Annotated in this window: 23 protein-coding genes; 9 read left to right on the forward strand and 14 right to left on the reverse strand. The window is 73.6% G+C overall.

What is annotated here, in order from left to right; genetic code table 11:
- Window positions 1–29: 29 nt before the first annotated feature.
- Window positions 30–3440, reverse strand: a complete 3411-nt coding sequence (locus tag AB0B39_RS13540; RefSeq protein WP_357574444.1) for a BTAD domain-containing putative transcriptional regulator — start codon at window positions 3438–3440, stop codon at window positions 30–32.
- 137 nt (window positions 3441–3577) lie between these two features.
- On the opposite strand from AB0B39_RS13540, the gene AB0B39_RS13545 reads away from it, so the two are divergent.
- The 3 genes from AB0B39_RS13545 to AB0B39_RS13555 all read left to right on the forward strand — a co-directional run bounded on the left by AB0B39_RS13545 (window position 3578) and on the right by AB0B39_RS13555 (window position 5629).
- Window positions 3578–4456, forward strand: a complete 879-nt coding sequence (locus tag AB0B39_RS13545) for an alpha/beta hydrolase (protein ID WP_357574445.1) — start codon at window positions 3578–3580, stop codon at window positions 4454–4456.
- A 331-nt stretch (window positions 4457–4787) separates the two neighbouring features.
- Complete coding sequence (locus tag AB0B39_RS13550; RefSeq protein WP_234582242.1) at window positions 4788–5237, forward strand: hypothetical protein; 450 nt, start codon at window positions 4788–4790, stop codon at window positions 5235–5237.
- Window positions 5234–5629, forward strand: a complete 396-nt coding sequence (locus tag AB0B39_RS13555; protein WP_357495153.1) for a hypothetical protein — start codon at window positions 5234–5236, stop codon at window positions 5627–5629. The genes AB0B39_RS13550 and AB0B39_RS13555 overlap by 4 nt, the downstream gene beginning before the upstream one ends.
- 17 nt (window positions 5630–5646) lie before the next feature.
- Here the strand turns inward: AB0B39_RS13555 and AB0B39_RS13560 are convergent, their stop codons facing one another.
- Together AB0B39_RS13560 and AB0B39_RS13565 are read right to left on the reverse strand one after the other, a co-directional pair.
- On the reverse strand, window positions 5647–7794 hold the full coding sequence (locus tag AB0B39_RS13560) for a hypothetical protein (protein WP_357574446.1): 2148 nt from the start codon (window positions 7792–7794) through the stop codon (window positions 5647–5649).
- 8 nt (window positions 7795–7802) lie between these two features.
- Window positions 7803–8753, reverse strand: a complete 951-nt coding sequence (locus AB0B39_RS13565; protein WP_357574447.1) for an SDR family NAD(P)-dependent oxidoreductase — start codon at window positions 8751–8753, stop codon at window positions 7803–7805.
- Window positions 8754–8884: 131 nt separating this feature from the next.
- Between AB0B39_RS13565 and AB0B39_RS13570 the strand changes: the two genes are divergently transcribed.
- Window positions 8885–9715 carry a helix-turn-helix transcriptional regulator gene (locus AB0B39_RS13570; protein ID WP_357574448.1) on the forward strand — a complete coding sequence of 277 codons (831 nt, stop codon included), beginning with the start codon at window positions 8885–8887 and terminating at the stop codon, window positions 9713–9715.
- A gap of 15 nt (window positions 9716–9730) precedes the next feature.
- On the opposite strand, the gene AB0B39_RS13575 is transcribed toward AB0B39_RS13570, so the two are convergent.
- The 5 genes from AB0B39_RS13575 to AB0B39_RS13595 form a co-directional block, all read right to left on the reverse strand.
- On the reverse strand, window positions 9731–10498 hold the full coding sequence (locus AB0B39_RS13575) for a TetR/AcrR family transcriptional regulator (RefSeq protein WP_357495157.1): 768 nt from the start codon (window positions 10496–10498) through the stop codon (window positions 9731–9733).
- A gap of 94 nt (window positions 10499–10592) precedes the next feature.
- Window positions 10593–11768, reverse strand: a complete 1176-nt coding sequence (locus tag AB0B39_RS13580; protein ID WP_357495159.1) for a zinc-dependent alcohol dehydrogenase — start codon at window positions 11766–11768, stop codon at window positions 10593–10595.
- Window positions 11765–12307, reverse strand: a complete 543-nt coding sequence (locus AB0B39_RS13585; protein ID WP_357495161.1) for an SRPBCC family protein — start codon at window positions 12305–12307, stop codon at window positions 11765–11767. Before AB0B39_RS13585 ends, AB0B39_RS13580 begins: the two co-directional genes overlap by 4 nt.
- Window positions 12308–12403: 96 nt before the next feature.
- On the reverse strand, window positions 12404–14038 hold the full coding sequence (locus AB0B39_RS13590) for an MFS transporter (protein WP_357495163.1): 1635 nt from the start codon (window positions 14036–14038) through the stop codon (window positions 12404–12406).
- The gene (locus tag AB0B39_RS13595) at window positions 14032–14727 is read right to left on the reverse strand and encodes an SDR family oxidoreductase (protein ID WP_357574449.1); all 696 of its coding nucleotides are present in this window, start codon (window positions 14725–14727) and stop codon (window positions 14032–14034) included. Before AB0B39_RS13595 ends, AB0B39_RS13590 begins: the two co-directional genes overlap by 7 nt.
- A 163-nt stretch (window positions 14728–14890) precedes the next feature.
- Between AB0B39_RS13595 and AB0B39_RS13600 the strand changes: the two genes are divergently transcribed.
- The 4 genes from AB0B39_RS13600 (at window position 14891) to AB0B39_RS13615 (ending at window position 18719) form a co-directional block, all read left to right on the forward strand.
- The gene (locus tag AB0B39_RS13600) at window positions 14891–16180 is read left to right on the forward strand and encodes a sensor histidine kinase (RefSeq protein WP_357495167.1); all 1290 of its coding nucleotides are present in this window, start codon (window positions 14891–14893) and stop codon (window positions 16178–16180) included.
- Entirely contained in the window at window positions 16168–16833 is a 666-nt protein-coding gene (locus tag AB0B39_RS13605) for a response regulator transcription factor (protein WP_357574450.1), read from the forward strand. Before AB0B39_RS13600 ends, AB0B39_RS13605 begins: the two co-directional genes overlap by 13 nt.
- Window positions 16834–16933: 100 nt before the next feature.
- Window positions 16934–17995 (forward strand): Gfo/Idh/MocA family oxidoreductase, encoded by a 1062-nt coding sequence (locus AB0B39_RS13610; protein WP_357574451.1) that lies wholly within the window; start codon window positions 16934–16936, stop codon window positions 17993–17995.
- A gap of 196 nt (window positions 17996–18191) precedes the next feature.
- Complete coding sequence (locus AB0B39_RS13615) at window positions 18192–18719, forward strand: DUF1062 domain-containing protein (protein WP_357574452.1); 528 nt, start codon at window positions 18192–18194, stop codon at window positions 18717–18719.
- Window positions 18720–18768: 49 nt separating this feature from the next.
- Here AB0B39_RS13615 and AB0B39_RS13620 read toward each other — a convergent pair whose 3' ends face one another.
- From AB0B39_RS13620 to AB0B39_RS13635, 4 genes are all read right to left on the reverse strand, one after another.
- Window positions 18769–18927 carry a hypothetical protein gene (locus tag AB0B39_RS13620; protein ID WP_234582256.1) on the reverse strand — a complete coding sequence of 53 codons (159 nt, stop codon included), beginning with the start codon at window positions 18925–18927 and terminating at the stop codon, window positions 18769–18771.
- A 129-nt stretch (window positions 18928–19056) separates the two neighbouring features.
- On the reverse strand, window positions 19057–19287 hold the full coding sequence (locus tag AB0B39_RS13625; protein ID WP_357574453.1) for a winged helix-turn-helix domain-containing protein: 231 nt from the start codon (window positions 19285–19287) through the stop codon (window positions 19057–19059).
- Window positions 19288–19537: 250 nt separating this feature from the next.
- On the reverse strand, window positions 19538–19759 hold the full coding sequence (locus AB0B39_RS13630; RefSeq protein WP_030335934.1) for a hypothetical protein: 222 nt from the start codon (window positions 19757–19759) through the stop codon (window positions 19538–19540).
- Window positions 19760–19917: 158 nt separating this feature from the next.
- Entirely contained in the window at window positions 19918–20985 is a 1068-nt protein-coding gene (locus AB0B39_RS13635) for a hypothetical protein (protein WP_234582257.1), read from the reverse strand.
- Here AB0B39_RS13635 and AB0B39_RS13640 point away from each other — a divergent pair.
- Window positions 20975–21934: a hypothetical protein gene (locus tag AB0B39_RS13640; RefSeq protein ID WP_357574454.1), complete on the forward strand. Its 960-nt coding sequence runs from the start codon at window positions 20975–20977 to the stop codon at window positions 21932–21934. The genes AB0B39_RS13635 and AB0B39_RS13640 overlap by 11 nt on opposite strands.
- A 65-nt stretch (window positions 21935–21999) precedes the next feature.
- Here the strand turns inward: AB0B39_RS13640 and AB0B39_RS13645 are convergent, their stop codons facing one another.
- Both AB0B39_RS13645 and AB0B39_RS13650 read right to left on the reverse strand, forming a co-directional pair.
- Window positions 22000–24666, reverse strand: a complete 2667-nt coding sequence (locus AB0B39_RS13645; protein WP_357574455.1) for an AAA family ATPase — start codon at window positions 24664–24666, stop codon at window positions 22000–22002.
- 110 nt (window positions 24667–24776) lie between these two features.
- Entirely contained in the window at window positions 24777–25880 is a 1104-nt protein-coding gene (locus AB0B39_RS13650) for an NYN domain-containing protein (RefSeq protein ID WP_357574456.1), read from the reverse strand.
- Between the last annotated feature and the right edge of the window lie 127 nt (window positions 25881–26007).

A 26007-nucleotide genomic window follows, 5' to 3' on the forward strand; every position in this document is an offset into this window, starting at 1 on the left:
GCCGGGCGCGGGGCACGCGCCCGGCCGGGTCAGCTCGGGTCGGCGGTACGGAGGCGCGCGGTGAGCAGGCGGGCGGTACGACGGTGTCGGGCGGCTTCCTCGTCGCGGCCGAGCGCGGTGGCCAGGTCGGCGAGGTGCCCGGCCACCGGGCCGACGGTGAGCACCCCGCTGCCGGCGGCCAGTTCGCCGGCCGCCGGGCCGAGCGCGGCGGCGACGCGCTCCATGGTGGGCCGGTCGCCGACGGCGAGGGCGCCCCGGGCGGTGAGGCACAGCCGTACCTCCCGCAGCAGGTCGTGCGGCCCGTCCGGGAGGGCCCGCAGGGCCGCTCGGGCGGCGTCGCGGTCCCCCTCGGCCGCGAGCAGCAGCGGGCGGACCCACGGCTCGTGCGGTCCCCAGTCCAGGCCCGCCCAGTCCTCGTCGTCCGGCCCGGGGATCGGCCGCTGACTCACCGGCCCGAAGGCCGGTTGGTCCTGGCCCGTTCGGCCCGCGCCCGTGGACGCCAGCGGGTCGGCGCTGACGGCGTCGGCCAGGCGCAGACCGAGCAGGGCGAGTGGCAGCAGTCCGTGGGCGAAGCCCGGCATGGCGTCGGCGGGGAGCCGTTCGGCGGCCGCCCGGTACGCGGTCGCCGCCGCCTCCCGGTCGCCGCCCAACGCCCGGCGCAGCGCGGCGTACCAGCCGGTGAAGACGCCGACCAGCGGCAGCTCGTACCGCTGGGCGAGGCGGTCGGCGGCGCGGGCGTGCTGGTCCGCGCCGGTCCGGTCGGCTCGCGCGCAGCACGACTGGACTCCGATGAGGTGACCCAGCACCTCGAAGGTCACCAACTGGCGCGCGGCGGCCACGTCGATTAGTTCCGCGCCGATCCGGGCCCGCTCGGCGGCCAGCCCGACGCGGTGGAACGTGTGCATGAACCGCGCGTTCAGCGCGAAGGCGAGCAACCCGGGGTCGGCGACGGTCCGGGCGATCCGTTCGGCCTCGGCGGCGGCCTGGCTGCCCCGCTCACCTGTGGTGCCGCGCAGCTCCAGCGCGAGCGTGCTCAGCAGCCGGCTGCGCTGCGCCGAGCCGGTCGGGCCGAGGCCGATCAGGGCGTTCTCGGCGGCACGGACGATCCGCGCCGAGAGCCTGTCGTCGTCGTTGCGGGTCCAGATGGCGGGCACGTCGAAACCGGCCAGCACCTCCGCCGTCAGCCGGGGGTCACCGACCGCCTCGGCGTCGGCGATCGCCTCGGCGCGGTGGCCGCGCGCCTCGGCCAACCGGCCGGTCACCGCCAGAGCCCGCCCCAGGCCCAGCACCGCGTTCAACCGTTCGCGCCGCTCGGTCCCCCCGGCCCGGTCGTACGCGTCGACGACCTGCGCCCACAGCCGGGCCGCCTCGTGCGGGTTGCCGGCGCGTTCGGCCTGCTCGGCGGCGGTCCGGGCGTAGCCCGCGGCCCGGTGGGCGGCGGCGGGGCCGCCGGCGCGCAGCAGGTGGTGGGCGATCGTGGCGGGGTCGACGGGCTGGCGCCGCTGCAACGCCTCGGCCACGGCGGCGTGCCAGGCCGCGCGACGCGCCGCGGACAGGTCCGCGTAGAGGGTGTCGCGGACGAGGATGTGGGTGAACCGCAGTCGCCCGTCGGGCTCCCGCTCGGTCAGGAACCCGGCCTGCAACGCGCGGTCCACGGCGTCCAGCAGCTCCGCCGGGTCGCCGGTCAGCGCGCCGAGCAGCGCGGGGTCGACGTCCCGGCCGAGCACCGCCGCCTGCCGCAGCACGGTGCGGGTCGGCGGGGGCAGCTGTGCGAGGCGGTGCCGGATGACGTCACGCACCCCGGGCGGCACCGCCGCCAGCGCCGCGCCGCCCGCACCGGCGTACAGCTGGGCCAGCTCGCGGACGAAGAACGGGTTGCCGCCGCTGCGGTGATGGATCAGCCCGACGGTGGGCGGGTCCAGCTCCCGTGCGGCGAGGGTGCGGGCCAGCTCGCCGGTCGCCTCGGGAGACAGGCCGCCGAGATACACGCGCACCGGTTCGAGCGCGGCGGCCCGGGCCAGGGCTGCGGTCAGCTCCGGGCTGATCTCGGTGGCCCGGTAGGTGCCCAGGACCAGCACCGGCCCGGTGGCCGGCTGCGGCCCGGTGACCAGGGCGGTGAGCAGGTCCAGCGTGTCGCCGTCGGCGCGGTGCAGGTCGTCCAGGACCAGCAGGACGGGCCCTCGGCCGGCGGCGGCGGAGACCACCGACGCCACCGCGCGGTGCCGTCGGAACCGGGCCACGGCGGGGTCATCCGCGCCACCGGTCCCGGCCGTCGCGCCGCCGTCGTCCACCGGCTCACCCGCCCCCGGCGGCTCAGCAGCCCCGGACGGCTCGGTGAGCGTGTCGGTGATCTGGGTCCACGGCCAGGCGGCTGGAGCGCCCTCGTACTCGGGACTGCGGCCCCACGCCGTGGTCCAGCCCTGCGCGGCGAGCTGCCGGGTCAGCGCCTCGGCCACTGCGGTCTTGCCGGCGCCCGGCTCCCCACTGAGCAGGGCGAGCGTGGGCCGGCCGGACCGGGTGGCGACCTGGGCGGCGTGCCGCAGCCGCTCCAGCTCCACGTCCCGCCCGACGAACGGTCGGTGCGGCGCCGTTTTCGAGCCACCGTCCCGAACGGGTCCGGCCCGGTCCGGGACGGCCACGGCGGGGGCTCGGGTCAGGTGTGGCGCCTGGGCCAGGATGTCGGCCTCCAGCCGGCGCAGCTCGGGCCCCGGGTCCAGACCCAGCTCAGCCACCAGGACGGCACGGGCCTCGCGCAGCGCGGCCAGCGCCTCGCCCTGGCGGCCGGCGCGGTACCGGGCCAGCGCGAGCAGCCGCCAGGCGTCCTCCCGCAGCGGATGGCTGGCGAGGTGGGCGGGCAGGTCGGCGGCGACCTCGTCCGGACGATCCAGCGCGAGCAGCGCCTCGGCCCGCCGCTCCACCGCGAGCATCCGCAGCTCGTTCAACCGGTTGGTCTCCGCGGCGGCCCAGAGCGCGCCCGCGGCGTCCGCGTACGCGGGGCCCCGCCACAGCCCGAGCGCCGCGTCCAGCGCGGTCAGTGCCGGCGCGGGCAGGTCCCCGGTCAGCAGCTGTCCCGCCTCGCCGACGGCCGCCTCGAAGCGGTAGGCGTCCGCCGATTCCGGGCTGGCGCGCAGCGCGTACCCCGGGGGTTCGGTGACCAGGAGGCGGGGTGGCTGCCGGGGTGGCCGGTCGGGCTCCAACGCCCGGCGCAGGTCGGCGACGAAGGTGCGGATCGCGCCCACCGCGCCGTCCGGTGGGACCTCCCACAGGTCGTCGACGAGGCGTTCCACCGGCACCATGCGACCGTGGGCGATCAGCAACCGGGCCAGCACCAGGCGCTGCCGGTGTCCCCGCAGCGGGACCGGGCCGCCCGCGCTGGTGGCGGTCACCGGGCCGAGCACGCCGAACGTCACCTCCACCGGTGGCGTCGGTTGCCTGGTCATGGCACCAATCTAGGCGGCCGTGCCGGCGCGCACTGATCCGGCGCTGACCGTCCGCTGATCACTGCCGGGCAGCCTCGATGACGTACGACGGCGACGGGCGTCCCGCCCGCCGGCCCCGCTCATCAGGAAGGTTTCCCGTGCAGCCGAGGATCAAGGGATTCGACTACCAGCGCGTCACCGTCGCCGACGGCGTGACGCTCACCGCCGCCGTGGGTGGTTCCGGGCCACCGATCGTGCTGTTGCACGGTTTCCCGCAGACCCACCTCATGTGGCGGCACGTGGCGGCCGACCTGGCCGCCGACCACACGGTCATCTGCCCCGACCTGCGTGGCTACGGCGACAGCGACAAGCCCGTGGACGACGACGGCACGGCGTACGCCAAGCGGACCATGGCCGCCGACGTCGTGGCGCTGGCCGGCGCGCTCGGTCATGGGCGCTTCGCCCTGGCCGGGCACGACCGGGGCGCCCTGGTCGCGTTCCGCGCCGGCCTGGACCACCCGGAGGCGATCAGCCACCTCGCCCTGCTCGACGTGGTGCCCACCCTGGACACGTGGGACGTGCTGCACGGCGTCAGCGCCGCGGTCGCCTTCCACCTGTACCTCATGGCGCAGCCGCCGGGCCTGCCCGAGGAGCTGATCGGCGCCAGCCCGGACGCGTTCTTCGGTCACTTCCTCGACGTCTGGACCCGCGACCCGGACGCGCTGCCGGGCGAGGTGCGTGCGGCTTACCTGCGGGCGTCCCGCAACGCGGTCACCTCGATCGTCGCCGACTACCGGGCTTCGGCCGGCATCGATGTCGCTCACGACACGGCCGACCGGGCGGCCGGCAACCTGCTGCGGATGCCGGTGACGGTGCTCCAGCAGGACTGGGGCGCCGCGCTCGGCTACGACGCGGCGGGGGTGTGGCGGGCCTGGGCTCCGAACCTGGAGCACCAGACGGTCAACTGGGGCCACTTCATGGCGGAGGAGGCGCCGGCGGTGGTGGTCCGGGCGCTGCGCGATCTGCTCCTGCGGTGATCCGCCGGAGCGGACGACCACCTTACCGACGGTAAGATATCCGACACTCTCCGTCCCGACCGCGCGGGGTCGCCGGCATTCCGGCGGCCCCTCGCGCGGAGGCGGCCAACCAGCTCCGGACAACAGCTCTGACCTGCGGAAAGGCGACGTTACACCAGGTGGACGAGAACCGGTCACCGGTGCTACACAGGCAGATACCGGCAGCCAACGACGGCGAGTCGCCCATCGACCGTCCCCAAGACCGCAGCCCGCGAACCGGTTCGTACGCGCGACCTGACACGACGTCGGCCGGTGGCGGGACAACGGTCCCGGTCTCGACCAAGGAGTCGCCGTGGGACATCCCCGCTCCCGGGCCAAGAGCCAGCCGTTCGAGGTGGCCGCCCTGGTCACGACGCCCATCTGTGGATTCCTGCTGCTCGTGCTCGACATCCGATCACCGTCGGTCCAACTGTCCATGCCGGAGCCCATCCAGCTCGGCTGGGAGGTCGCACTGATCGTGGTCGGCGTGGGCGGCCTGCTGGGCATCCTGTGGCCCGGTCGACTCTCCACCGGCCTCGGCATCGAGTTCGCGGCCGTGCTGGTGCTCGGCACCATCACCGGCATGTACACGGTGGCACTGGTGGCGGTGACCGGTCCGCAGGGCCTCGTGGCGGCCTCGTTGGTCAGTGCCCTGCCGCTGGGCGCCTTCTGGCGGGCCGCCCTGATCGCCGTCGACCTGCGCTGCCTGGCCTACGGCCACCAGTGCGAGGCTCACCGACGGGTCGTCGGAGGTGTCACGTGATCTCTGCACCAACACCCGAAGCGCCGCACTGGGTTCAGGTGCTGCTCAGTCTGCTCGGCGTCCTCGGCGGTACGACAGGTCTGGCCGCCATCGCCACTGTCGTGTCGCAGCGGGGCAAGTTCAAGGCCGACGCCGCCGACACGCTCACGGAAGCCGCCCTGACACTCGTGCAACCCCTGCAGATGCGGATCACCGAGTTGGAGGGCGAGGCGATCAGCGCGCGATCGGAGCTGGGGCTGCTGCGCGAGCAGGTCAACCAGTTGCAGTTCGTCGTCCGGGTGCTGACCCGCACGCTCGACCGGTGGCGGACCGCCGTGCACGCCCCCGACGCCACCCTGCGCAAGATCCGTGCGGTGGTCGCGGAGTCCGAGCGACTGTCCGAGGACCGGTGAAGGGTTTCGCTGACGACTCATTCGCCGTCCGTGGGGCGCAGCCGGCCGATGAGCTCGCGTACCGCCGCCCGGAACTCGGGGTCGGACTCGCCCGGGTGATGCCCGCGCACCGGTGGCGGCCGGCGCTGCCCCGGTGACGGCAGCAGGCCCTGCGGGTCACGCAGCCGCCGATCGACGCGGCCGGCCGGATCGGCCGCTTCCGGCGGCGGATCGCCGGGCCGGTGCGCCGCGAAGATCCAACCGCCGACCGGGTCGGTGTCCCGCCAGAGGTTGAGCCACCGCCACCCGACCCGCTCCCCCACCTCGCGCAGCGTCTTGTCGTCGAGGTAGGCCGGGAAGAGCCGGGCGTAGAGGCGGCCCAGCGGCGAGCCGTAGGTGAGCAGAGCGACGCGCCGACGCGCGGCCGGGGGCAGCCGCAGCACCGCGAGGGCCAGCAACGCCGAGCCGTGGCTGTGCCCGCACAGCAGCACCCCGGCGTGCCGCTCGGTCAGCTGGACGATCCGGTCGGTCAGCTCCGGCACCGCCCGGTCGGCGTAGCTCGGGGGCGCGAACGGGTGGGCGGCCCGGGGCCAGAAGGTGCCCAGGTCCCACAGGATCCCGACGTACCGGCGGAACCACGCCGTCCGGTAGGCGAAGACACCACCCAGCAGCAACGCGAGGAGCACCGCGGCGAGGAGGTAGGTGCCTCCCGCGAGCCCCATCCCGACGATCCCGGCCGGCAGCCCGAGAGACTGCCGCGCCAGCTCGTCCGGTTCACGCCCGAACTGTCCGAGCAGACTGGTGGCCAGCCCGACCACCGCGAGAGCCGCGTACGTGGCCGCCAGCAGGCCCAGCCACTCGGTGAACCGCGCCCGGGCCACGGTCTTCGTGACCCGCCGCACCTGTCCGGCCGCCTCCGGCGGCGGCGCGGGAAAGTCGCGGGCGGTGATCGCCACCGCCGCGCGGCGACGGCGGTGCCGCGACAGGACTGTCAACGCCCCACACAGCAGCACCGCGGCGGCCACGTGCAGGAAGAAGGCAAGCAGCGTCCAGCGGTACGGCAGCGGCGGCCCCCCGTCGCCGCGGTAGCCACCGAGCAGGATCCCCGTCAGGTAGACGAGACCGGCGGAGAGCGCGCCGGCCAGACCGACCGCGATGGCCGCGATGAGCGCCGCGCCCAGCCCTCGCGGCAGCCTGGACCGACCGCGGTGCCACAGCACCACGCCGCTGAGCACCACCAGCAGGACCATCTGGCCGAGCAGGGCGCCACCGGCGATCGCGTCGTAGCCAGGGAGCCCGCCCGAGGACGGCCAGCCGCGCTCGTCGCTCCCGACGGCCACGAGGGTCGCCACGGTCAGACCCGCCGCCAGCACGCCCGTGGCGCGGGCGGTCACCGTGGCCGTCCGCGCTGTCGCGGCCCGGTCGATCAGCCCCGGGGCGGCGAGCAGGCCCACACAGACCACCAGGACGGCCGCGCTGAGCGTCACCAGCAGCGTCGTCACGGGCGTCGCGCCGCCACCGCGACGGGCCACGAGGAGCAGGACGTCGAGGACGGCGAGCGCGGCGGCGACGTGGATCGCCCGCAGCCGCACCACCAGCGGCTCCACCGCCCACAGTGGGTTGCCGGCCGGGCCGGGGCGACGGGTTCCCAGCAGTCGCAGGAACGCGACGGCAAAGATCGGCAGCAGCGCCAGCACGGCGAGCCGCTGCCCGACAGGTCGGTCGTCGAGCCCGGCCAGGGTGTCGAAGGGCGCGCGACACGCCACCGCACCGAGACACCGCCAGGCGAGCAGGTCGAGGGCGACCCCGGCGATGGACACCACGTACACCACTGTGAGGTTGAGCGCGAGGAGCCGGCACAGCACGGTGACCCCGGCGGCGCCGCTGCCGGTGGGCCGCATCCACACCGCCGCGTTGCTGAGCATGAACGGCAGCAGGAAGACCATGCCGAGCGTCCGGGCCACAGTGCCCGAGGGCAGGTCACCCCAGCGGTACGCCTCGAGCGTCACCCCGGTCGGGTCGGCGTCGTCGGACCCGTCGCGGCGGTGAAAGCCTCCTCGGGCGTCGCCCGCGACCTGGCGTACCCGCTCCGCGCCGAGGATGACCGAGGGTTTCGCCCCCGACACGCCGTGCACCCGCAACTCCACCACGTCGTCGCGTCGCGGTTGGTCGCTGTGCTGGCGCATCGCTGCGGCTACCCGTGCCGTGGCCGGCGGACGGCGGCACCGTCGGCGACGAGGTTCGCGGCCACCTCCCAGAGCCGCTCGGCGTTGCCCGCGTCGACCGCGTACGCCGCCACGCCGCTGTAGTCGGCGGGCCGCTCGGTCCGGACCGGGGCCTCGGCACAGTCCTCGAAGTACCGACCGCCCACGCCGTCGAGCAGCGGGGACGCGGCGAGCAGCACCGAGGTGGCGGCACCCTGCTGCGGGGTCTTCTGCCGCTCCTTCGGCGTCCGCAGCCCGCCCGTGTGCTTCTGCAGCCCGGTGGCGATGGCGCCGGGGTTCAACGCGTTGGCGTGGATGTTCTCACCGGACCAGCGGCGGTCGGCCTCGACGGCGAGCAGGGCCTCGGCGCTCTTGGACTGCCCGTACGCCAGCAGGGGGTCGTACGGCCGGAACGCGAAGTGCAGGTCGTCGAAGACCACCGGCGAGAAGAGGTTGCCGCTGGAGCTGACCGACACGACCCGGGCGCCACCGGCGGCGGCGAGGGCGTCGTGCAGGCCGACGGTCAGCGCGTAGTGCCCCATGAAGTTGGTGGCGAACTGCATCTCCCAGCCCTCGGCGGTGCGCTCCAGCTCCGGCAGCGCCATGATCCCCGCGTTGTTGATCAGAATGTGCAGTGGCCCGTCCCAGCCGGCGACGAATCGGCGTACCGAATCCTGGTCGGCCACGTCCAGCTCGCGGACGGTGACCCGGTCCGCGCCGATGCTGGCCGCGATGTCCCGGGCGGCCTCCTCGCCGGCCGTGACCCGCCGGACCGCGAGCACCACCTCGGCGCCGGCGGCGGCCAGCGAACGGGCGGTCTCGATGCCGATCCCGGCGGCGCCGCCGGTGATGACGGCCCGCTTGCCGCTCAGGTCGACTCCGGCGAGCACCTCGTCGGCGGTCGAGGCGAAACCGAATGGCGTCGTGATTCGCTCGGTCATCCTGTCCCCTCTTTTCGATCACGCTTACGTGACCCACTGTCACCCGGCCGGCGGGCGATATCCGGGTTACCGGTTTTCCTGGTAGTGGCAGGACCAGGTTGGGCGGCGGCGAGCGCTCCTACGATGAGCTGGTGAGCGCGGCCGGCCCGCTGGGCGAGTACCTGCGTGCCCGGCGTGAGCTGATCCGGCCGGGTGACGTCGGGTTGCCCGCACACGGCCGCCGGCGGGTGCCCGGCCTCCGGCGCGAGGAGGTGGCCCTGCTGGCCGGCATCAGCGCGGACTACTACCTGCGGTTGGAGCAGGGCCGGGACCGCAGTCCGTCGGCCCAGGTGCTCGAGGCGCTGGCCCGGGCACTGCTGCTGGACGCCGAGGCCACGGCGCACCTGCACCGCCTCGGCGGGCACGCGCCGACCGGCCGACCGGCACGACGCCCGGAGCGGGTGCCGGTGGGCATCCGCCAGTTGGTGGGTTCGTGGGCGCAAACGCCCGCCTTCGTGCACGGCCGGCACCTGGACGTGCTCTTCGCCAACCCGATGGCGACCGCCCTGGCGCCGATCTACCGGGTCGGGGTGAACCTGCTGCGCGCGGTGTTTCTGGGCCCGGACGTGCCGGCGCTCTATCCGGCGCCGGAGGCGGTCGCCGCCAGCGCGGTGGCCGGCCTGCGCGCACAGGTGGGGGTCGAGGTGGACGATCCGCGGCTCACCGAACTGGTCGCGGAGCTGACGACGGGCAGCGAGCTGTTCCGGCGGTTGTGGGCGCGTCACGATGTCACAGTCCGCGCCGGGGGCGGGCTCCGGGCGTTCCACCATCCGCGGGTGGGCGAGTTGGAGCTGCGCTACGAGAAGCTCACGATCAGCGGCACCACCCAGTCGCTTGTCGTCTACCACGCCGAGCCGGGCAGCGCGTCCGCCCGGGCCCTCGCCCGGCTCGGGGCCGCCGTCTCGGCGGAGGCGGCCAGATAGCACCGGCCGTCGCAGCTACCGGCTGGCCGCCCGCTCGGCGACCACCACCGAGATGCCGTCGAGGACGCGTTGCAGGCCGAACTCGAAGGCGTACTCCGGGCCGTACGCCCCGCCGTGCTGCTGGCCGGCAGCGGTGCCGACCCGGGACGCGGTGGGGTAGCTGTCGGCCGTCAGGAACGTCTCCAGCCAGGGCGCGTGCGACTGCCACCACTGACCGTCGGTCATGCCGGTCTCCCGCTCCAGGTCGACCACCTCGGACGCGGCGCGCGCGGAACTCTTCACGTGGCCCAGGACGAGGGTGAGCACCGCGTCCATCTCGATGTCGGTGAGCCCGATGTCGGCGACCGCGCCGAGTTCGTGGTCGTACTTGGCCACCAGGTGCGGGCCGAGCACCGGGCGGGTCGTCTCGGCCCGCAGCATCCACGGGTGGCGCTGGTAGAGCGCCAGGTTGTCGTGGGCGATCCGCTCCAACCGGGCCCGCCAGTCGCCCTCGACCGCGGAACGCGGCATCTCGCCGTACGCGGTGTCGATCATGACGGCGACGAGTTCGGCCTTGCCCGGCACGTAGGTGTAGACGGACATGGTGCCGACACCCAACGCCTCACCGACCCGGCGCATGGTCAACGCGTCCAGGCCCTCGGCGTCGGCGATGTCGATAGCGGCCCGCACGATCCGGTCGACGCTGAGGCCCTGCCCGGCGCTGCGGCTGGTCGGTTCCCGGGTGCGCCAGAGGATGGCCAGGCTGCGGGCCGGGTCCGCGGTCGCCTTGCGCTCACTCGCCATGGTGCGGCCATCCTAACAACGCGGTCGTACGGCGTACGTCGACCGCGCGGCGGTGCCGGCGAGGCCCCTTCGCGACCGCGCCGGCACCGACCCGTCAGGGCTTCAGCACGACCTTCTCGCAGTCGTCCTGCTTGTTCTTGAACAGGTCGAAGCCGCGCGCCGCGTCCTGGAGCGGCAGGGTGTGGGTGATCACCCGGGTGGGGTCCAGCTCGCCGTTCTCGACGTGGCGCAGCAGCGGCTTCATGTAGCGCTGGACGTGGCACTGGCCGGTGCGCAGGGTCAGCGACCGGTTCATCCACGCGCCGGAGGGGAACTTGTCGAGCAAGCCCCCGTACACGCCGATGACCGACACGGTGCCACCGCTGCGGCAGGACAGGATCGCCTGGCGCAACGCGTGCGGCCGCTCGGTCTCCGACCGCACGGCCTGCTTCACCCGGTCGTACGCGTGCAGGTGCGCGCTGCCGTGGCTGGCCTCCATGCCGACGGCGTCGATGCACTTGTCCGGCCCGCGTCCGCCGGTCAGCTCCAACAGCCGGGAGCGGACGTCCACCTCCTCGAAGTTGATCGTGGTGTGCCCAGCCTGCTCGGCCATCCGCAGGCGGTACGGCTCCTTGTCGATCGCGATGACAGTTGCCGCGCCGAGCAGGCGGGCACTGTCCATCGCGAACTGCCCGACCGGGCCGGCGCCCCACACGGCGACGACGTCGCTGGGCTGGATGTCGCACATCTCGGCGCCCATGTAGCCGGTCGGCAGGATATCGGACAGGAACAGCACCTGCTCGTCGGTCAGGTCCGACTCGATCTTCAGCGGCCCCACGTCGGCGAACGGCACCCGCACGTACTCGGACTGGCCGCCGGCGAACCCGCCGGTCAGGTGGGAGTAGCCGAAGATGCCGGCGACCGGGTGGCCGAACATCTTCTCCGCGATCCCGGCGTTGGGGTTGCTGTTCTCGCAGCACGACCACAGCTCGGCGGCGCACGCCGCGCACGCGCCACAGGCGATCGGGAACGGCACCACGACCCGGTCGCCGACCCGCAGCCGACCCGGGTCGACGCCGGCGCCGACCTCCACCACCTCGCCCATGAACTCGTGGCCCAGCACGTCACCGTCCTGCATGGTCGGCACGTACCCGTCGACCAGGTGCAGGTCGGACCCGCAGATCGCGGTCGAGGTGACCTTCACGATCGCGTCGCGCCGGTTCAGGATGCTCGGGTCCGGCACATCGCGGACCTCGACCTTGTTCCGGCCGGCCCAGGTGTTCGCCCTCATGCCGCCTCCCCCTTCGCCAGTTCGTCGCTCGACAGCGGCTGCGCCGGCCGCTGCGGGAACTCCCGGCGGGCGCGCTTGCCCCACGGTGCGCCGTCCGAGCGCATCACCTCGCCGGTCTCCATGACCTGCTTGAGTCGGCGCAGGTCGTCGTCGAGCTGCTGGTGCGGCTCCTCGCCGAAGTACCGGGCGACGGCCTGGCCGAGCTTGCCGCCCGGGATGTCGTACACGAGCAGCACGTGCACCTCGGTGCTCACGCCGTCGGGCGCCGGCACGAACCACACCTTGCCGGTGTTCGGCACGTCGGCCTCGCCGGTGGACCGCCAGCCGATGCGCTCGTCGGGCACCTCGTCGGTGATCTCCGCGTCCCACTCGACGCTACGGTCGAACGGCGCGCTCGCCGTCCAGTGACTCGTACGCTCCCCGGTGGCGCGCACCTCCTGCAGATGGGCCATGAACGTCGGCAGGTTCTCCAGACGACGCCAGAAGGCGTACACGTCGGACACCGGCCGGCGGATGGTCGTGGTAGCCAGCAGATCCATGGGTTCCCTCCCCTCTCAGGGCCACCACGTACCCCGACAGTCACGTCCTGCACATGACGCGGGAAGAAATCGCCCACGAGATGGGGCGTACGGAGATCAGAGTCCTTCGCGGTCGTCGCTCAGCGCCGGCCCGGCGGCGGCCGGCACGAGGTGGCGCACCTCCGGGGCGCCGTCGGTCAGCTCCCGGGCCCGTGCCTCGGCCTCGCGGTCCTCACCCGTCAACCGGCCACCGTGCTGGCGCAGGTGCTCGTCCCAGGACGGCACCAGGTACACCTCGACGAACCGGTCCGTCGTCTCGGCCGGTCGGAACAGCCCCCAGCGCATCGCGCCGGTGCGCTGGCGGGCGCCGCGCACCACGTCCATGGCCGCGAGGAACGGACCCGTGCGCTCCGGCCGGACCGTGTACTGCACCGTCACCAGCACCGGTCCCACGCCCGGGTCCGGCTCGTGCGCAAGATGCAGCTGCGGCCAGTAGGCCGACGGTTCGCGGTTCACCGAGCGCAGGTCCGGCAGCGGCCAGATCCGGCTCGTCACGGTCCCGACGAACATCAACGCCGCCGCCGCGAGGTAGGCGACGACCAGTCCGCCCATGTCGGCCACCAGACCCCACACGAGGGCGCCGACGGCCTGCCCGCCGGCGAAACACACCTGGTAGACGGCGAGCCCCCGGGCCCGTACCCAGCTCGGCAAAAAGAGCTGCATCTCGGCGTTGACGTTGGCCAGCACCGTCACCCAGGCCATCCCGGCCGGCAGCAGGGCGAGCAGCACCAGCGGCACCACCCGTACGGTGCCGACCACCGCCAGCGCGACTGTGAACAGCGCGCCGGCGACCAGCAGGAGCTGGTTGGCCGACAGCCGGGTGCGGATCACGGCCAGCAGCACACCGCCGGCGATGGCGCCCACCCCGAGGGCGGCCAGCAGCAACCCGTACCCGCCGGAGCCCAGATCGAGCCGCCGGGCCGCCACCAGCGGCAGCAGCGCCCACAGCGCGCTGGCCGGGATCACGAAGACCAGCGCGCGGCGCAGCAGCCGGCGCACGATCGGCGAGTGGCGTACGTAGCGGCTGCCGGCCCGCAGCGCGGCGGTGAACCGCTCGGGCACCTCGACGGCGCGGGCGGTGCCCGGCCGCCAGCGCCACAGTGCGGCCGCGAAGATGGCGAACGCCACCGCGTTGAGCCCGAAGACCGGGGCGACGCCGGTCCGGGCGATCAGCACACCGGCCACCGCCGGCCCCACCGCCCGCGCCACGTTCACGCTGATCGACCCGAGCGCCGACGCCGACCGCAGCTGCTCCTGCGGCACCAGCTCCGGAATCACCGCCGACCAGGCCGGCAGGGTGAGCGCCTGCCCGACCCCGAACGCGAAGGTGAGGGTGAGCAGCAGGGCCGGCGGCATCCGGTCGGTCAGGGTGAGCAGGGTCAACGCCACCGCCACCGCCACCAGGAACAGCTGCACGGCGATCAGCAGGTGCCGGCGGTCGAAGCTGTCGGCCAGCACCCCGGCGGGCAGCGCCAGCAGCAGCACCGGCAGCAGGCTGGCGGTCTGCACCAGCGCCACCAGCGTGGAGGCGTTGGAGTGGTGGATCAGCAGCCACTGCGCGCCGACGGTCTGCATCCAGGTGCCGATGTTCGCGGCGAGCAGGGCCAGCCAGAGATTGCGGTAGACGGCGCCGCGCAGGGGCGCCCACGCGGAGGCCGGACGGTCCCCCGGTCCGGCTGCCGCCGTCACCACCGCCCGTCCGCGCGCAACACGCGCTCGCCGGAGACGTAGAGGTCGTCGGGTTGCAGCAGCAGGAGCCGGACGACCTCGGTGGCGACCTGCTCGGGCAGGGCGTACACCTCGTCGAGGAACTCCGCGCCGACGCGTTCCTGCAAGCGGGTCGGCATCGGCCCGGGGTGCAACTGCATCACCTTGACGCGGTTGCTGTGCTGGGCCTGGGCCAGTGACTCGACGAGGCTGCTGCCGTAGCTCTTGGTCGCCCGGTAGACCGGGATGCCGGGCCGGGGCGCCGCGAGCGCCATCGCGCCGATGTAGACCACGTTCCCGTAGTCCTGCCGGTGCAGGTGCGCCAGCGCCTCCCGCAGCAGGTACGTCGTACCCAGGACGTTGATCTCCACGGCCCGCCGGATGTGCTCCACGGACAGGTCCCCGAGGTCACCGCCCGCCCACATCGACGCGCACGCCGCCACTCCGTCGACGGTGCCGTAGCGCCCCACCACCTCGGCGAACGCGTCCCGGACCTGCTCGTGGGAGGAGACGTCGCAGACCGCGCCGTCGCACCCCAGCTCGTCGGTAGTCGCGGCGACCTCGGCCGGCACGTCGCCGAACACCACGACCCGGTGCTCGTCGACGAGCAGCCGGGCCACCGCGAGGCCCAGCCCGCTGGTACCGCCGACCACCACGAAGGTTCTGGCACCCAATGTCTCTCCAGCCGCCGCCACCGGTGTCACACAAATCGCGTGACGGCGCGTTCTTCCCGTTTCCGGACCCCGCACACCCGCTCGGCCGGTAGTGCTGGGCATACCCCGCAAAGGGGATCTGGACGGCTGGGGCGCCCGCTGACCGGCGATTAGCGTCTGCGGCATGACCTCGGAACACCCCCGCCACCTGGCCGCGACGCTGCGCCGACGCGACTGGTTGATCTCCGCCTGGCCCTGGCGCGCGCTGGCCTACCTGGTGAGCACCGTGCCGATCGCCGGCGTGCTCAGCGTCGGACTGCTCGTCATCGGCGCACCCCTTCTGGCCGCCGCCAACGCGCTGCGACTGCACGACAGGCCGCCGGAGATACCGCTGATGCTGTTCCTGGCCGTCGGCAGCCTCACCCTGGTGGCCCTCGCGCCGATCGTGAGCTTCCCGGTGGCCGCCGTCGAACGGTGGCGGCTCAGCCTCGTGGACGGCCGACCGCTGCCCGCGTCACCGTGGCCGGGCCTCGCCGCCCGCTACCGCACGGCGGCCGGCTGGCGGGAGGTCGCGTACCTCTTCTGGCTGGGCGGTTTCGTGCCTGTCGCGTACTGGGTGTTCCTGGTGCTGGTGCTGCTCGACATCGGGATGGTCACCAGCCCCTGGCTGGCCGGGGACTCCGACCCGGTCGTGATCTGGCGGCCGATCGAGAGCACCGGCCAAGCCATCCCGTACGCGGTCGTGGGAGTGCTGCTCCTCCCGGTGCTCTGTTACGGGGTCGGGCTGCTCGCCGCCGGTCAGGCCGCCGTGGCGCGGTGGGCGCTGGGCTCGCCGGTCGACGCGGCGGCGCTGCGTGAGGTCGCCCGCTCCCGCACCCGGCTGGTCGGCGCGTACGAGGCGGAAAGGCGCCGCATCGAGCGGGACCTGCACGACGGCGCGCAGCCCCGGCTGACCAGCCTCACCCTGCAACTGGGCCTGGCCCGGCTGGACGTACCCGAGGACTCCCCCGCCGCCCGGCCGCTCGCCGTGGCGCACGACCAGGCGCGCGGGCTGATGGTGATGTTGCGGCAGTTGGTGCACGGCATCCGGCCGCAGAGCCTCACCGACCTCGGTCTCGCCGGGGCCGTACGCGAGCTGGCCGACGCGGCGCCCGTCGCGGTCACCGTGCACGCCGACGTCGACGGGGCGCTGCCGGAGATCGTCGAGACCACCGCGTACTTCGTGGTGTCGGAGGCGTTGAGCAACGTGGCCCGGCACGCCGGGGCGACCCGCGCCGAGGTGCGCCTGTCCCGGGCCGGCGGTGACCTGGTGGTCGAGGTGTCCGACGACGGGCGCGGCGGCGCCGACCCGGCCCGGGGCACCGGCCTGACCGGTCTCGCCGACCGGGTCGCCGCCGCCGACGGGCGGCTGCTGCTGGCCAGCCCGCCCGGCGGGCCTACGCTGGTCCGGGTGGAGCTGCCATGTCGCCGCTGACCCGGGTGGTGCTCGCCGAGGACGAGGTGCTGCTGCGCGAGGGCCTGGTCGCGCTGCTGACCCGCTTCGACTTCACGGTGTGCGCCGCCGTCGGGTCCGCGCCGGAGTTGCTGGAGGCGGCCCGCACCCACCGACCCGATCTGGTGCTCACCGACATCCGGATGCCACCCGGTCGGCGGGACGACGGGCTGCGCGCGGCCGTCGCGCTGCGCGCCGAGCGTCCCGGCCTGCCGGTGGTGGTCCTGAGCCAGTTCGTGCAGACGGGGTACGCGGCGGCGCTGCTGGACAGCGGCGACGGCCAGCGGGTCGGCTACCTGCTCAAGGACCGGGTGGCCGAGGTGACCGAGTTCGTCGACACGCTGCGCCGGGTCACCGGCGGCGGCACCGCCATCGACCCGGACGTGGTGCGGCAACTGCTGCACCGCCCCCGCGACCCGCTCGCCGCGCTCTCCGGCCGGGAGCGGGAGGTGCTGGCGCTGCTGGCCGAGGGCCGCTCCAACGCCTCGATCGCCGGCCGGCTGCACGTCACCGAGGCCGCCGTCGGAAAGCACGTCGGCAACATCCTGCTCAAGCTCGACCTGCCACCCAGCGACGACACCAACCGCCGGGTGCTCGCCGTGCTCACCTATCTGCGCGCCGACCCGGTGGGCTGACGTGCGGCGGGCCCGGATCAGGCCCGACCGCGCGCGGCGTAGATTCGAGCACCGGCACCGCCGCCGGTCCAGGGCGCGGGCCAGGAGATGGGAGTACGGCATGGCGGAGGCGCTGCGGGTCGGTCTGCTCGGGTACGGGTTGGCGGGTCGGGTGTTCCACGCGCCGCTGATCGCCGCGACACCCGGGCTGCGGCTGGACGCCATCGTGACGCGCGATCCGCAACGGCGCGAGCAGGCGCACCAGCACTTCCCGGACGCCCGCCTGGTCGACGACGCCGACGAGCTGTGGCGTACACCCGAGGATCTGGACCTGGTCGTGGTCGCGACGCCAAACCGGCAGCACGTGCCGATGGCGCGGGCGGCCCTCGCGGCCGGCCTGCCGGTCGTCGTCGACAAGCCCCTGGCCCCCACCGCCGCCGACGCCCGGGCGCTGGTCGAGGAGGCCGACCGTCTCGGCGTTCCGCTGACGGTGTTCCAGAATCGGCGCTGGGACGGCGACTTCCTGACCGCCCGCGGGCTCGTCGAGCGGGGCGAGCTGGGGCGGGTGCTGCGCTTCGAGTCCCGGTTCGAGCGGTTCCGCCCGGCGATCAAGCCGGGCTGGCGGGAGCTCGCCGGCACCGAGGAGGCCGGCGGCGCCCTGTTCGATCTGGGCGCGCACCTCATCGACCAGGCCGTGCAGCTCTTCGGCGCGGTCGATCGGGTCTACGCCGAGGTCGACCGCCGCCGCGCGGGCGCCGAGGTCGACGACGACGCGTTCGTGGCGCTGACCCACGCCAACGGCGTGCACTCGCACCTGTGGATGGGGGCGATCACCGCCCAGCTCGGCCCGCGCCTGCGGGTGCTGGGCGACCGGGCCGGCTACACGACCTACGGGCTGGACGTGCAGGAAGCGGCGCTGCACGACGGCGGCCGACCCGACCAGCCCGGCTGGGGCGAGGTCCCGCCGGAGCGGTACGGCCTGCTCGGCGTCGACGGTGACCTGCGTCCGACGCCTACCCTGCCCGGGGCGTACCAGAGCTTCTACGCCCAGGTGGCGGCGGCGCTGCGCGACGGCACGCCGATGCCGGTGGACCCGCGCGACTCGGTCGCCACGGTCGAGCTGATCGAGCTGGCGCACCGGTCGGCCGCCGACGGCGTGGTGCTGCCGGTCCCGACCGCCTGAGAAAACCGGTGGAGTGGCGGCGCTCGCGCCGTTAGCGTCCTGCCTCAACCTGTCGTCGAGGCGAGGACGTCCCGTTGTACACCCTGTGAGACCTCCCGAGCGCTGATACGCGCGTCGCGCCTGTGCGCCGCGCTCCTTTTTGCTGCGGACTTCTCACTGAAACCGGTGTACCTCTGTGCTCTCACAATGGGCCGTCGTGCCCACCTGCCTGCCCATCATTCGCCGCCGCTGCCACGTGTGCGCGTCCCCGTACCTTCGGCCGAGCGGCAAGTTCCGCGTCAACGCCAACAACAAGCTCATCGACATCTGGCTCCTCGCCCTCTGCGTCGGGTGCGGGGACACGGTGAAGCTCACGGTCCTGGAACGGACGACGGTCCGCACCATCCGACCCGAGTTGCTCGACCGGTTGCACGACAACGACAGTCGCCTGATCGCCGAACTGCTTCAGGAGCCGGGCGTGCAGCGTCGCAACCGGTTCGTCCTGGACTGGGACGGCCGCTGGCGTCTCGACACCAACGGATCGGCGCACCTGGACCGCGAGATGGTCGACGTCGCGGTCCGCTTCGGCGCACGAATCCCGGTCCGGCCCGCGCGACTGATCGCCGAGGGCTTCGGTCTCTCCCGAGCCGAGGTCGACAGGCTGAGCGAGGAAGGGAAGATCGTTTCGGCGGTCCGCCTGAGCGGCAAGCTCTCCGGCGACTTCACCTTCACGTTCAAGCGCTGAGCCCGTCCCGGAACACGGGGCCTGTCCGGTTCTTGGTGCCGGACAGGCCCTACTCCGGTTCCTGCTCGGAGGGGGCATCGTCCGGCACGCGGGCGTCGTCGTCGGTCAGCGCGTCGTCCGACGAGGCGGCGAGGTCGGCGAGCCGGCGCTCGGCCTCCCGGATCTCCTCGTCGAGCCTGGGGTTCTCCTCGTCGGGACCCTGCGACATGGGCGACCTCCATCGGGCGCGGACCGCCCCCGTGTACCCGGCCTGCCGCGGGGAACACGGAAAGCGCTCGGCGGACCCGGCCACCGGCCGCTCCACTCCGGCGGTGGTGCACGCGCGGGGCGGCGCTGGTCAGGCTGGCAACTCTTCTGCGACCCACAGGCCGCGGCCCTGAAGACCCACCACGAGACCACGGGTCTGCAGAACGATGACCGCCCTCTGGACCGTGGTCACGCTGACGTCGTAGATAGCGGAGAGTTCGTTGTAGGTGGGCAACCGCTCACCCGGTGCGTACTCCCCGCTTCTGATGCGTGCGGCGAGGTCCTCGGCCACCTCGCGGTATCCGCTGGTTGGTATGGGCATGTGAAGGTTCCTTCGTTCGGCACCTTCCATCGGATCCGCGACAACTGTCCCCAGCTCGATTGGGCGTCGGCATTCGTGGCAGACGTCGCCTCGGTCATGTTCCAGAAGCAGTGACTCACGAGCCGGACCGCCATCGCCGACAGCTACCGGGGGACGCGCTGACGGTCGGGGGGTGAGTCGAACACCGGGCGGGCCGGGGAGCGCACCGGGCGGGAGCCCAGGAGCGTTGCCGGCCCGGCCCGGTGCCGGATCAGCGCTGCTTCAGCTCGCGCCAGGATGGGTGCGTACCGCGCCAGGCGTCGGCGAGGATGGCCGCCGAGGCCCGGCTGGGGCACTGCTGCACCCGCTCACGACCCGACGCCCCACCGATCTGGGCGCGGACCTCCCAACCCTGCCCGTCAGTACGGATATACACGTCCCGGCGCCCGCGCGGGGTCGTGTCACCGTTCCACCAGTGTTCCTCCACCTTCATTCGCCGACCGTATAGCAATTTTCGTGCTGGGGGTACGGCGCAGGTGAGCATATACCGCATTAATAGCCGCAACTCAGACACAGTTCCACCTGTGCGGGCGACGGGGAGGAACCGCATCGGCGATTCCTCCCCGTCCTGAGCGATGAATCAGGTCCCCGTCACATACCGCTGAGCACGCCAGCCAGGGTGCTGGCCAACTTGTCCTGCCCAGAGGGACTGGGATGCGGCGACCCACCCTCTGCGGTGATCTGGATGTCACCCGGAGTGAACGGCGGCGCGAACGCCACCCGCACGGCCGGGTCGAACGGGACCCCGAGCTGGATGGCCCAGTTGAGGTCGCTGATCACACCCCGCACGGTGCCCACCCAGAGCGGATCGATGAGCGGTTGCAGCGTCGACACCGGCGCCGAGGGCAGGTAGGACTGCAATCCGGTGGGCAGCAGCGACTTGAGCTTGGCCCAGCCGTACTGGCCGACGTCGATGTTCGCCGGGGTGATGTCGTAGTACAGCATCCACACCACCTTGTCCGCGCCGGCGCCCAGCAGGGAGTTGACGATGGTGGTGGCGTCTGCGGTGATGCCGGCGTACTGCGCGGGGCCGTTGTAACGCGGCACCCCGATGTTGATGTAGTAGTCCTCGCCGACCGGCAGGTCGAGCCAGAAGTTGCAACCACCGCCGTTGGTGACGATGCCCTGCTTGCCGCCGACGGCCGCCCACTCGAAGCGGAACACGCCGTACGGGTCCAGGGCCTCTGCCGCGAACTCCAGGCCCCGGCACATGCCCAGCCGGGTCAGGACGGTGGTCCAGTTGGTGTTGTTCACCCCACCGGTGGTGGCGTGGTACGCGTTGTGCCCGTCCGCCTTGGCCTTGGCGATGCGCGCGGTGGCGAGGCCGAGCGGGCTGGCCACGCGCCCCCATCCGTTGCCGCAGGCGTCGGGGCCGGCGCGACCGGCGATGATGTCGCCGGTGCCGTACCCGGTGCGCGCGTAGTTGTCGTAGTCGACGATGCTGCCGTCCATGTCGAAGTAGCGCCGGCCGTAGCTGTAGACGCCGTTGTTGCCGGGCATCCCCCGGTCGTCGAACGAGGTCATCGGGCAGCCAGGCCCCACGCCGAAGCCGAACTGGTGGTGCGACGAGCTGATCGAGTCCCCGGTGAGGGTCAGGACGGTGTCGTCCTCGACGGTCTGCACCTCCCGGCAGCGGATACGGTCCTTGTTGGCGTCCACCAGTGTGGGGTTGCCGTTGACCTGCGGGCAGCCGGTCGGCGGCGGGGGCGGCGGCGAGGTCGGCCCGCCGGTGGGCCAGGGCGGCCCGTCGGTCGGGTCGGGCGGGTTGCTGGGTGACGACGAGCCGCTGGGTGAGGCGCTGCCCGACGGCGACGAGCTACCCGACGGAGACGCGCTACCCGAGGGCGACGAACTGCCCGAAGGCGACGCGCTACCCGACGGGGAGGAACTACCCGACGGAGACGCGCTACCCGAGGGCGATGTACTACCGGACGGCGACGAGCTACCCGAGGGCGACGCGCTACCCGACGGGGATGAGCTACCCGACGGAGACGCGCTACCCGAGGGCGACGAACTGCCCGACGGGGATGAGCTACCCGACGGGGACGCGCTCCCGGAGGGGGACGCGCTGCCCGAGGGGCAGGGCGAGCCGGTGGGCGACGCCGTTGAGGAGGGTGAACCGGTGGGCGACGCCGTCGAGGTGGGGGCGGTCGCGGTCGCGGCGGGAGCCCGCTGCGCGACAGGCTGGGCCGTCATCGGCGGCCGGGTCTGCCGGGTCGGCGTCGCCGACGCCGAGGCCGACGGCGAACCGCTCGGGTCCGGGCAGTCGGCGGCGGCAGCCGCGTTCTGGGTACGGATCTGCGCGAGTCGCGCCTCGACCTCCACCGGAAGTTTCCCGCCCGCCTTGACGCACGGGTCGAGCAGCCAGGTCGTGCCCTCCAGCTCCCGGGTGCAGGGCGGCGCGTCGTACGACACCGCGGCGGGTGTGGCGCTCACCGGGGTGGGCGAGGCGCCGCCGGCTGCCGGAGCGACGACCGCGGTGACCATGGCGACCGCCACCGCCACCGTGGCGGCGAACAGAACATTGTGGACGTGGAACGACCTGGTGGGTCGCTGTCCTGGTGGTCCGCTTGGATCCAGTTGGCTCATGCCGTCCTCCAGGGACTGAGTGCACCGGTAGGTGTGTTACCGCACGGTAGAAAGGTGTGCGGTAACCCGGTAGATCAGTCGCCCTTACCTACTGTCGAGGCTGGATCGCTCGCGGTGACCCGCAGCCCGTACGTCCGGCCGCTCGTGGCCGAGCACGACTGCCAGCTCCCGGCGGTTGCGCACGCCCAGTTTGGTGAAGACGCGGGCCAGGTTGTTGTTGACGGTGTTGACCGACAACCCGAGTCGGTCGGCGATGCTGCGGCTGGACAGGTCGACCGCGAGCAACGCGACGTCCCGTTCGCGGCGGGTCAGCGTCGCCTGCTCCGCGCCCGGAGCGGTAGCGGCGAGCAGTGGTGTGCGGACGCCGTGGCAGGCACGGGCCAGCGTCGCCGCTCGCTGCGCCACCGCCAGCCGGGGTCGACCACGGCGGGCGTACGCCCGGGCGGCGGCGCCCAGCGCCTCGGCGGCGAGCAGGGTGTGGCCGCGGGCGACGAGGTCGTCCACGGCCGCCTCCAGGGTCGGTCCGTCGTCGCGGAGCAGACCGTCGGCAGCGGTGGCGAGGGTCGACGCGAGCCCGCCGAGCCGGTCCGCGAGGGCGGTCAGCCGGTCCCGCACCGGCTCCGGTGCGCCCAGCCGCGCGCACTCGTAGAGCGCCACCGCCTCGATCGTGGGCTGTTCGCTGCCCCGGGCCAGGTCGGCGGCATTCCGGGCGGTGCGGATGGCGGCGGTGAGATCCCCCTCGGCCACCTGCACCCAGGCGCGGTTCAGTTCCACCCACGGGTGGAAGATCCGGTTCGCGGTCCGCTCCCGCGCGTCCGCCGCGGCCAGCCAGCGGCGGGCGCCGGGCAGGTCGCCGGCCAGGGCCCGGACGCCGGCCAGCTCGGCCCAGTACGTCCGCACCAGGTGGTACTGGTCGTTCTCCTCGACCAGGGCGACGGCCTCGCGCAGGTCGGCTTCAGCGCTGTCGAGCTGCCCCTGCGACTTGGCGATGATCCCCCGGAACCCGGCCCACACGGCGACCATCCCCCGCGCGTCGCTGGCCACCGCCGCGCGGTAGCCCTCGTCGGCCAGCTCGACGGCACCGGCCAGCTCGCCGGCGGCGTACCGGGCGTAGCAGAGCCCCAGCCCGACCTGCGCCTCGTTCCAGGGCAGGTGCTCGGGCTCGGCGGCGAGCACCGCCCGGCCCTTGTGGGCCAGCTCCGCCGCGAGCCCGAGCCGGCCGAGCATCCCGGCCGCCGAGGCGGCGCCCATTGTCGCCCAACTGGCCGCCCGCACGCCGGTGTCGGCCCGGGCCAGCACGGCCTGGCCCACCGCCAGCGCCGCCTCGCAGCGGCCGTCGTAGAACAGCACCCACGACCGGGTGGCCTCGGCCAGGTCGTACCCGGGCGAGCCCGCCGGCACCATCCGCAGCGTCTCGTGCGCCTCGTCGATCCGGTCCAGACCCCAGTAGAGCAGCCCGGCCCGGGTGATCGCCCAGATGGCGAGGTGTTTGCTGCCCGGCGGCGGCGCCGGTGGCAGCATGTCGAACGCCTCCTGGCTGCGCGCCTGGTACTGCAGCACCCGGGCCAGCAGCCACTGCGCCTCCCAGCCCTGCCCGGCGTCGTACGCCGTGCGGGCCAGCCGCTCGGCCAGGTCGATGTCGAACCGGTCGATGGCCTGCCGAGCGGCGGCCAGCGCGATGCCCGGATGCCGGACGCTGCCCGAGCGCAGTTGCCACACGCCGGCGACCAGCGCGTCGTCGCGGCGGCGCAGCGGCATGCTCGCCAGCACGTCGGCGAGCTGCCCGAAGACGGTGCGCGACCGGCTGGCGGGCATGCTCGCGCGCAGCGCCTCGCCGTAGAGCGGATGGGCCATCCGCAGCGCGGTCCGCGCGCCGGAGCGCTCCGCGACCACCATGCCGCTGCGCTCGGCCGCCTCGATGGCGGCCGGATCGACGAACCGTTCCAGCAGGGCGAGCGAGAGCGGTTCACCGCAGGCGACCACCTCCAGCACCTGACGGGCGGCCGGTTCCAGGGCGCGCTGCCGGGCGCTGACCAGCTCGGCCAGCCGAGGGCTGCCCGACGCGGTGCCGCGCCACCGCCAGACGCCTCGCGACTCCCGCAGCCCGCCGGTGTCCAGCGCATCGGCGAGCAGCTCCCGCAGCAGCAGCGGGTTGCCGTCGGCGAGCTGGCGCAGCCGGCGGCGGCTGAGCGCGTCGAGCGGCCCCGGCGCCGCCTCGTCGAGCAGGTGGTCCACGGCGGTGGCGGGCAGGGGGCGTACCTCCAGCCGCCGGCCCGAGCCGGTCCACAGTGAGGTGAGAGCGTCGGAGAGTGGTTCACCCGCGCGGACCGTCGCCACCGCCACCGCCAGGCCGTGTACGGCGAGTTGGTGCAGCAGCCCGGCGGACGGTTCGTCGAGCAGGTGCGCGTCGTCGATGCCGATCATGACGGGGCGGCCGGCGCTGCGGCGGGCGAAGTCGCGCTCCACCGTGACGACCAGGCCCATCGGGTCGACGCGCGGACGCTTGGGCGCGGGAATGAGGTGCGAGACCGCCCCGAACGGGATGGAGCGGGCCGCGCCGGTCGCGGAGACCCAGTGACACTCCACGCCGTTCTCGGCGGCCCGCGCCAGCGCCTCGCGCAACAGCCGCGTCTTGCCCACCCCGGCGTCGCCGACCAGCACCAGGCCGGGCGCCCGCGCCGACACGACGTCCTCGATGGTCTTCAGCTCGTCGTCGCGGCCGACGAGTGTCCATTCGCCACGTCCCGACATGCCGACCGTCACCTCGCCCTCGGGGCAGCCCTGCCGTCCACCCTATGGGCAGTCCCGGCACTTCCGCTCGACAGCTGTCGATGGCCGGGGGGCTTACCGGAGGCGGTCGCTCACCCCTGGGCGCTGAGCAGGTAGTCGTCGGCCTCCGGGCTCCACCGCAGGTCGACCGCGCCGCTGGTGGCGGCGGCCTTGCAGAACTGCAGGAAGCTGCGGTAGCCGAGCTTCTTCTCGCTGAAGTCGGGGCGGGCCCGGCGCAGCTGGTTCTTCAGACCGGAGAGCGCGACCGGATTCCCGGCGCTGCCGAGCTCACCCACCACGCCCCGGAGCAGCCCGAAGGCGACCTCCCGGTCGCCGTGCTCGGGCAGGGACACCTCGGGGTCGCCCTTCGCGGGCCCCTCGGCCAGGTCGATCACGTTGTGCTCGGCGAGGTGGCGCAGCAGCTCACCGAAGGTACGGAAGCCGTAGTCGGACTCGCTGAACGTCGGGTCCTTGCGCAGCAGGGTGCGCTTGAGCCGGGAGGCGGTCACCTCGCCACTCGCGCTGCCCTGCAACCCGGCCACCGTCTGGGCCACCTGTACGGCGAGGGCGTCCACGTCCCGGCCGGGCTCCTCACCCGCTGGCCGCCCCTCGGCCTCCTGCTCGTGTTCCTGTTCGCGCTGCTGTTCCGGCTCGGGCGGACGCTGGTCGGGGCCGGGTTGCCGGGTCGGGCGACCGCGCCGGCTGCGGGTGGGCGGGATGTCCACACCCTCCAGCCGGTCGTAGTAGAGGAACTCGTCGCACGCCGGGGGCAGCAGCGCCGACGTGGACCCCTCGACCCCGACGCCGATGACCCGCTTGTTCAGTTCGCGGAGCTTGTGGACCAGGGGTGTGAAGTCGCTGTCGCCGCTGCAGATGACGAAGGTGGAGATGTAGTCGCGCTCGAACGCCAGCTCGATCGCGTCGACGGCCATCTTGATGTCGGCGGCGTTCTTGCGGGACGCGCCCATGCGCTGCGGGATCTCGATGAGCTCGACGTGGGACCGGGTGAGCATCCGGCGGTCCTCGTCGAAGTACGACCAGTCGGCGTACGCCCGGCGCACCACGACCCGCCCCCGCTCGGCCAGCGCGTCGGCGATCGGCCGGAAGTCGAAGTCCGCGCCGCCACGGTGGTCGCGGGCCCCCAACGCCAGGTTCTCGTAGTCGAGGAACAGTGCGATCCGGTCTTCTTGATCCACGCGGCTCAGCCTACGCCGGCCGGGGTGGTCAGGGCGCACGCGACGCGCGACACCTCAACTCGCCAACCGTCCATTTCTTGCGGCCTTATAGTCGGCTCTTTTCAATCTTCGATTGTTGTCTTGCAGT

The sequence above is a fragment of the Micromonospora sp. NPDC049114 genome (assembly GCF_040648635.1).
In the GTDB taxonomy this organism is placed as follows: domain Bacteria; phylum Actinomycetota; class Actinomycetes; order Mycobacteriales; family Micromonosporaceae; genus Micromonospora.

What these genes read in the sequence shown, in the direction of transcription:
- AB0B39_RS13540 (WP_357574444.1), bottom strand. Translation starts at nt 3,440, where the DNA reads ATGACCAGGCAACCGACGCCACCGGTGGAGGTGACGTTCGGCGTGCTC.
- AB0B39_RS13560 (WP_357574446.1), bottom strand. Translation starts at nt 7,794, where the DNA reads ATGCGCCAGCACAGCGACCAACCGCGACGCGACGACGTGGTGGAGTTG.
- AB0B39_RS13565 (WP_357574447.1), bottom strand. Translation starts at nt 8,753, where the DNA reads ATGACCGAGCGAATCACGACGCCATTCGGTTTCGCCTCGACCGCCGAC.
- AB0B39_RS13575 (WP_357495157.1), bottom strand. Translation starts at nt 10,498, where the DNA reads ATGGCGAGTGAGCGCAAGGCGACCGCGGACCCGGCCCGCAGCCTGGCC.
- AB0B39_RS13580 (WP_357495159.1), bottom strand. Translation starts at nt 11,768, where the DNA reads ATGAGGGCGAACACCTGGGCCGGCCGGAACAAGGTCGAGGTCCGCGAT.
- AB0B39_RS13585 (WP_357495161.1), bottom strand. Translation starts at nt 12,307, where the DNA reads ATGGATCTGCTGGCTACCACGACCATCCGCCGGCCGGTGTCCGACGTG.
- AB0B39_RS13600 (WP_357495167.1), top strand. Translation starts at nt 14,891, where the DNA reads ATGACCTCGGAACACCCCCGCCACCTGGCCGCGACGCTGCGCCGACGC.
- AB0B39_RS13605 (WP_357574450.1), top strand. Translation starts at nt 16,168, where the DNA reads ATGTCGCCGCTGACCCGGGTGGTGCTCGCCGAGGACGAGGTGCTGCTG.
- AB0B39_RS13610 (WP_357574451.1), top strand. Translation starts at nt 16,934, where the DNA reads ATGGCGGAGGCGCTGCGGGTCGGTCTGCTCGGGTACGGGTTGGCGGGT.
- AB0B39_RS13620 (WP_234582256.1), bottom strand. Translation starts at nt 18,927, where the DNA reads ATGTCGCAGGGTCCCGACGAGGAGAACCCCAGGCTCGACGAGGAGATC.
- AB0B39_RS13625 (WP_357574453.1), bottom strand. Translation starts at nt 19,287, where the DNA reads ATGCCCATACCAACCAGCGGATACCGCGAGGTGGCCGAGGACCTCGCC.
- AB0B39_RS13630 (WP_030335934.1), bottom strand. Translation starts at nt 19,759, where the DNA reads ATGAAGGTGGAGGAACACTGGTGGAACGGTGACACGACCCCGCGCGGG.
- AB0B39_RS13645 (WP_357574455.1), bottom strand. Translation starts at nt 24,666, where the DNA reads ATGTCGGGACGTGGCGAATGGACACTCGTCGGCCGCGACGACGAGCTG.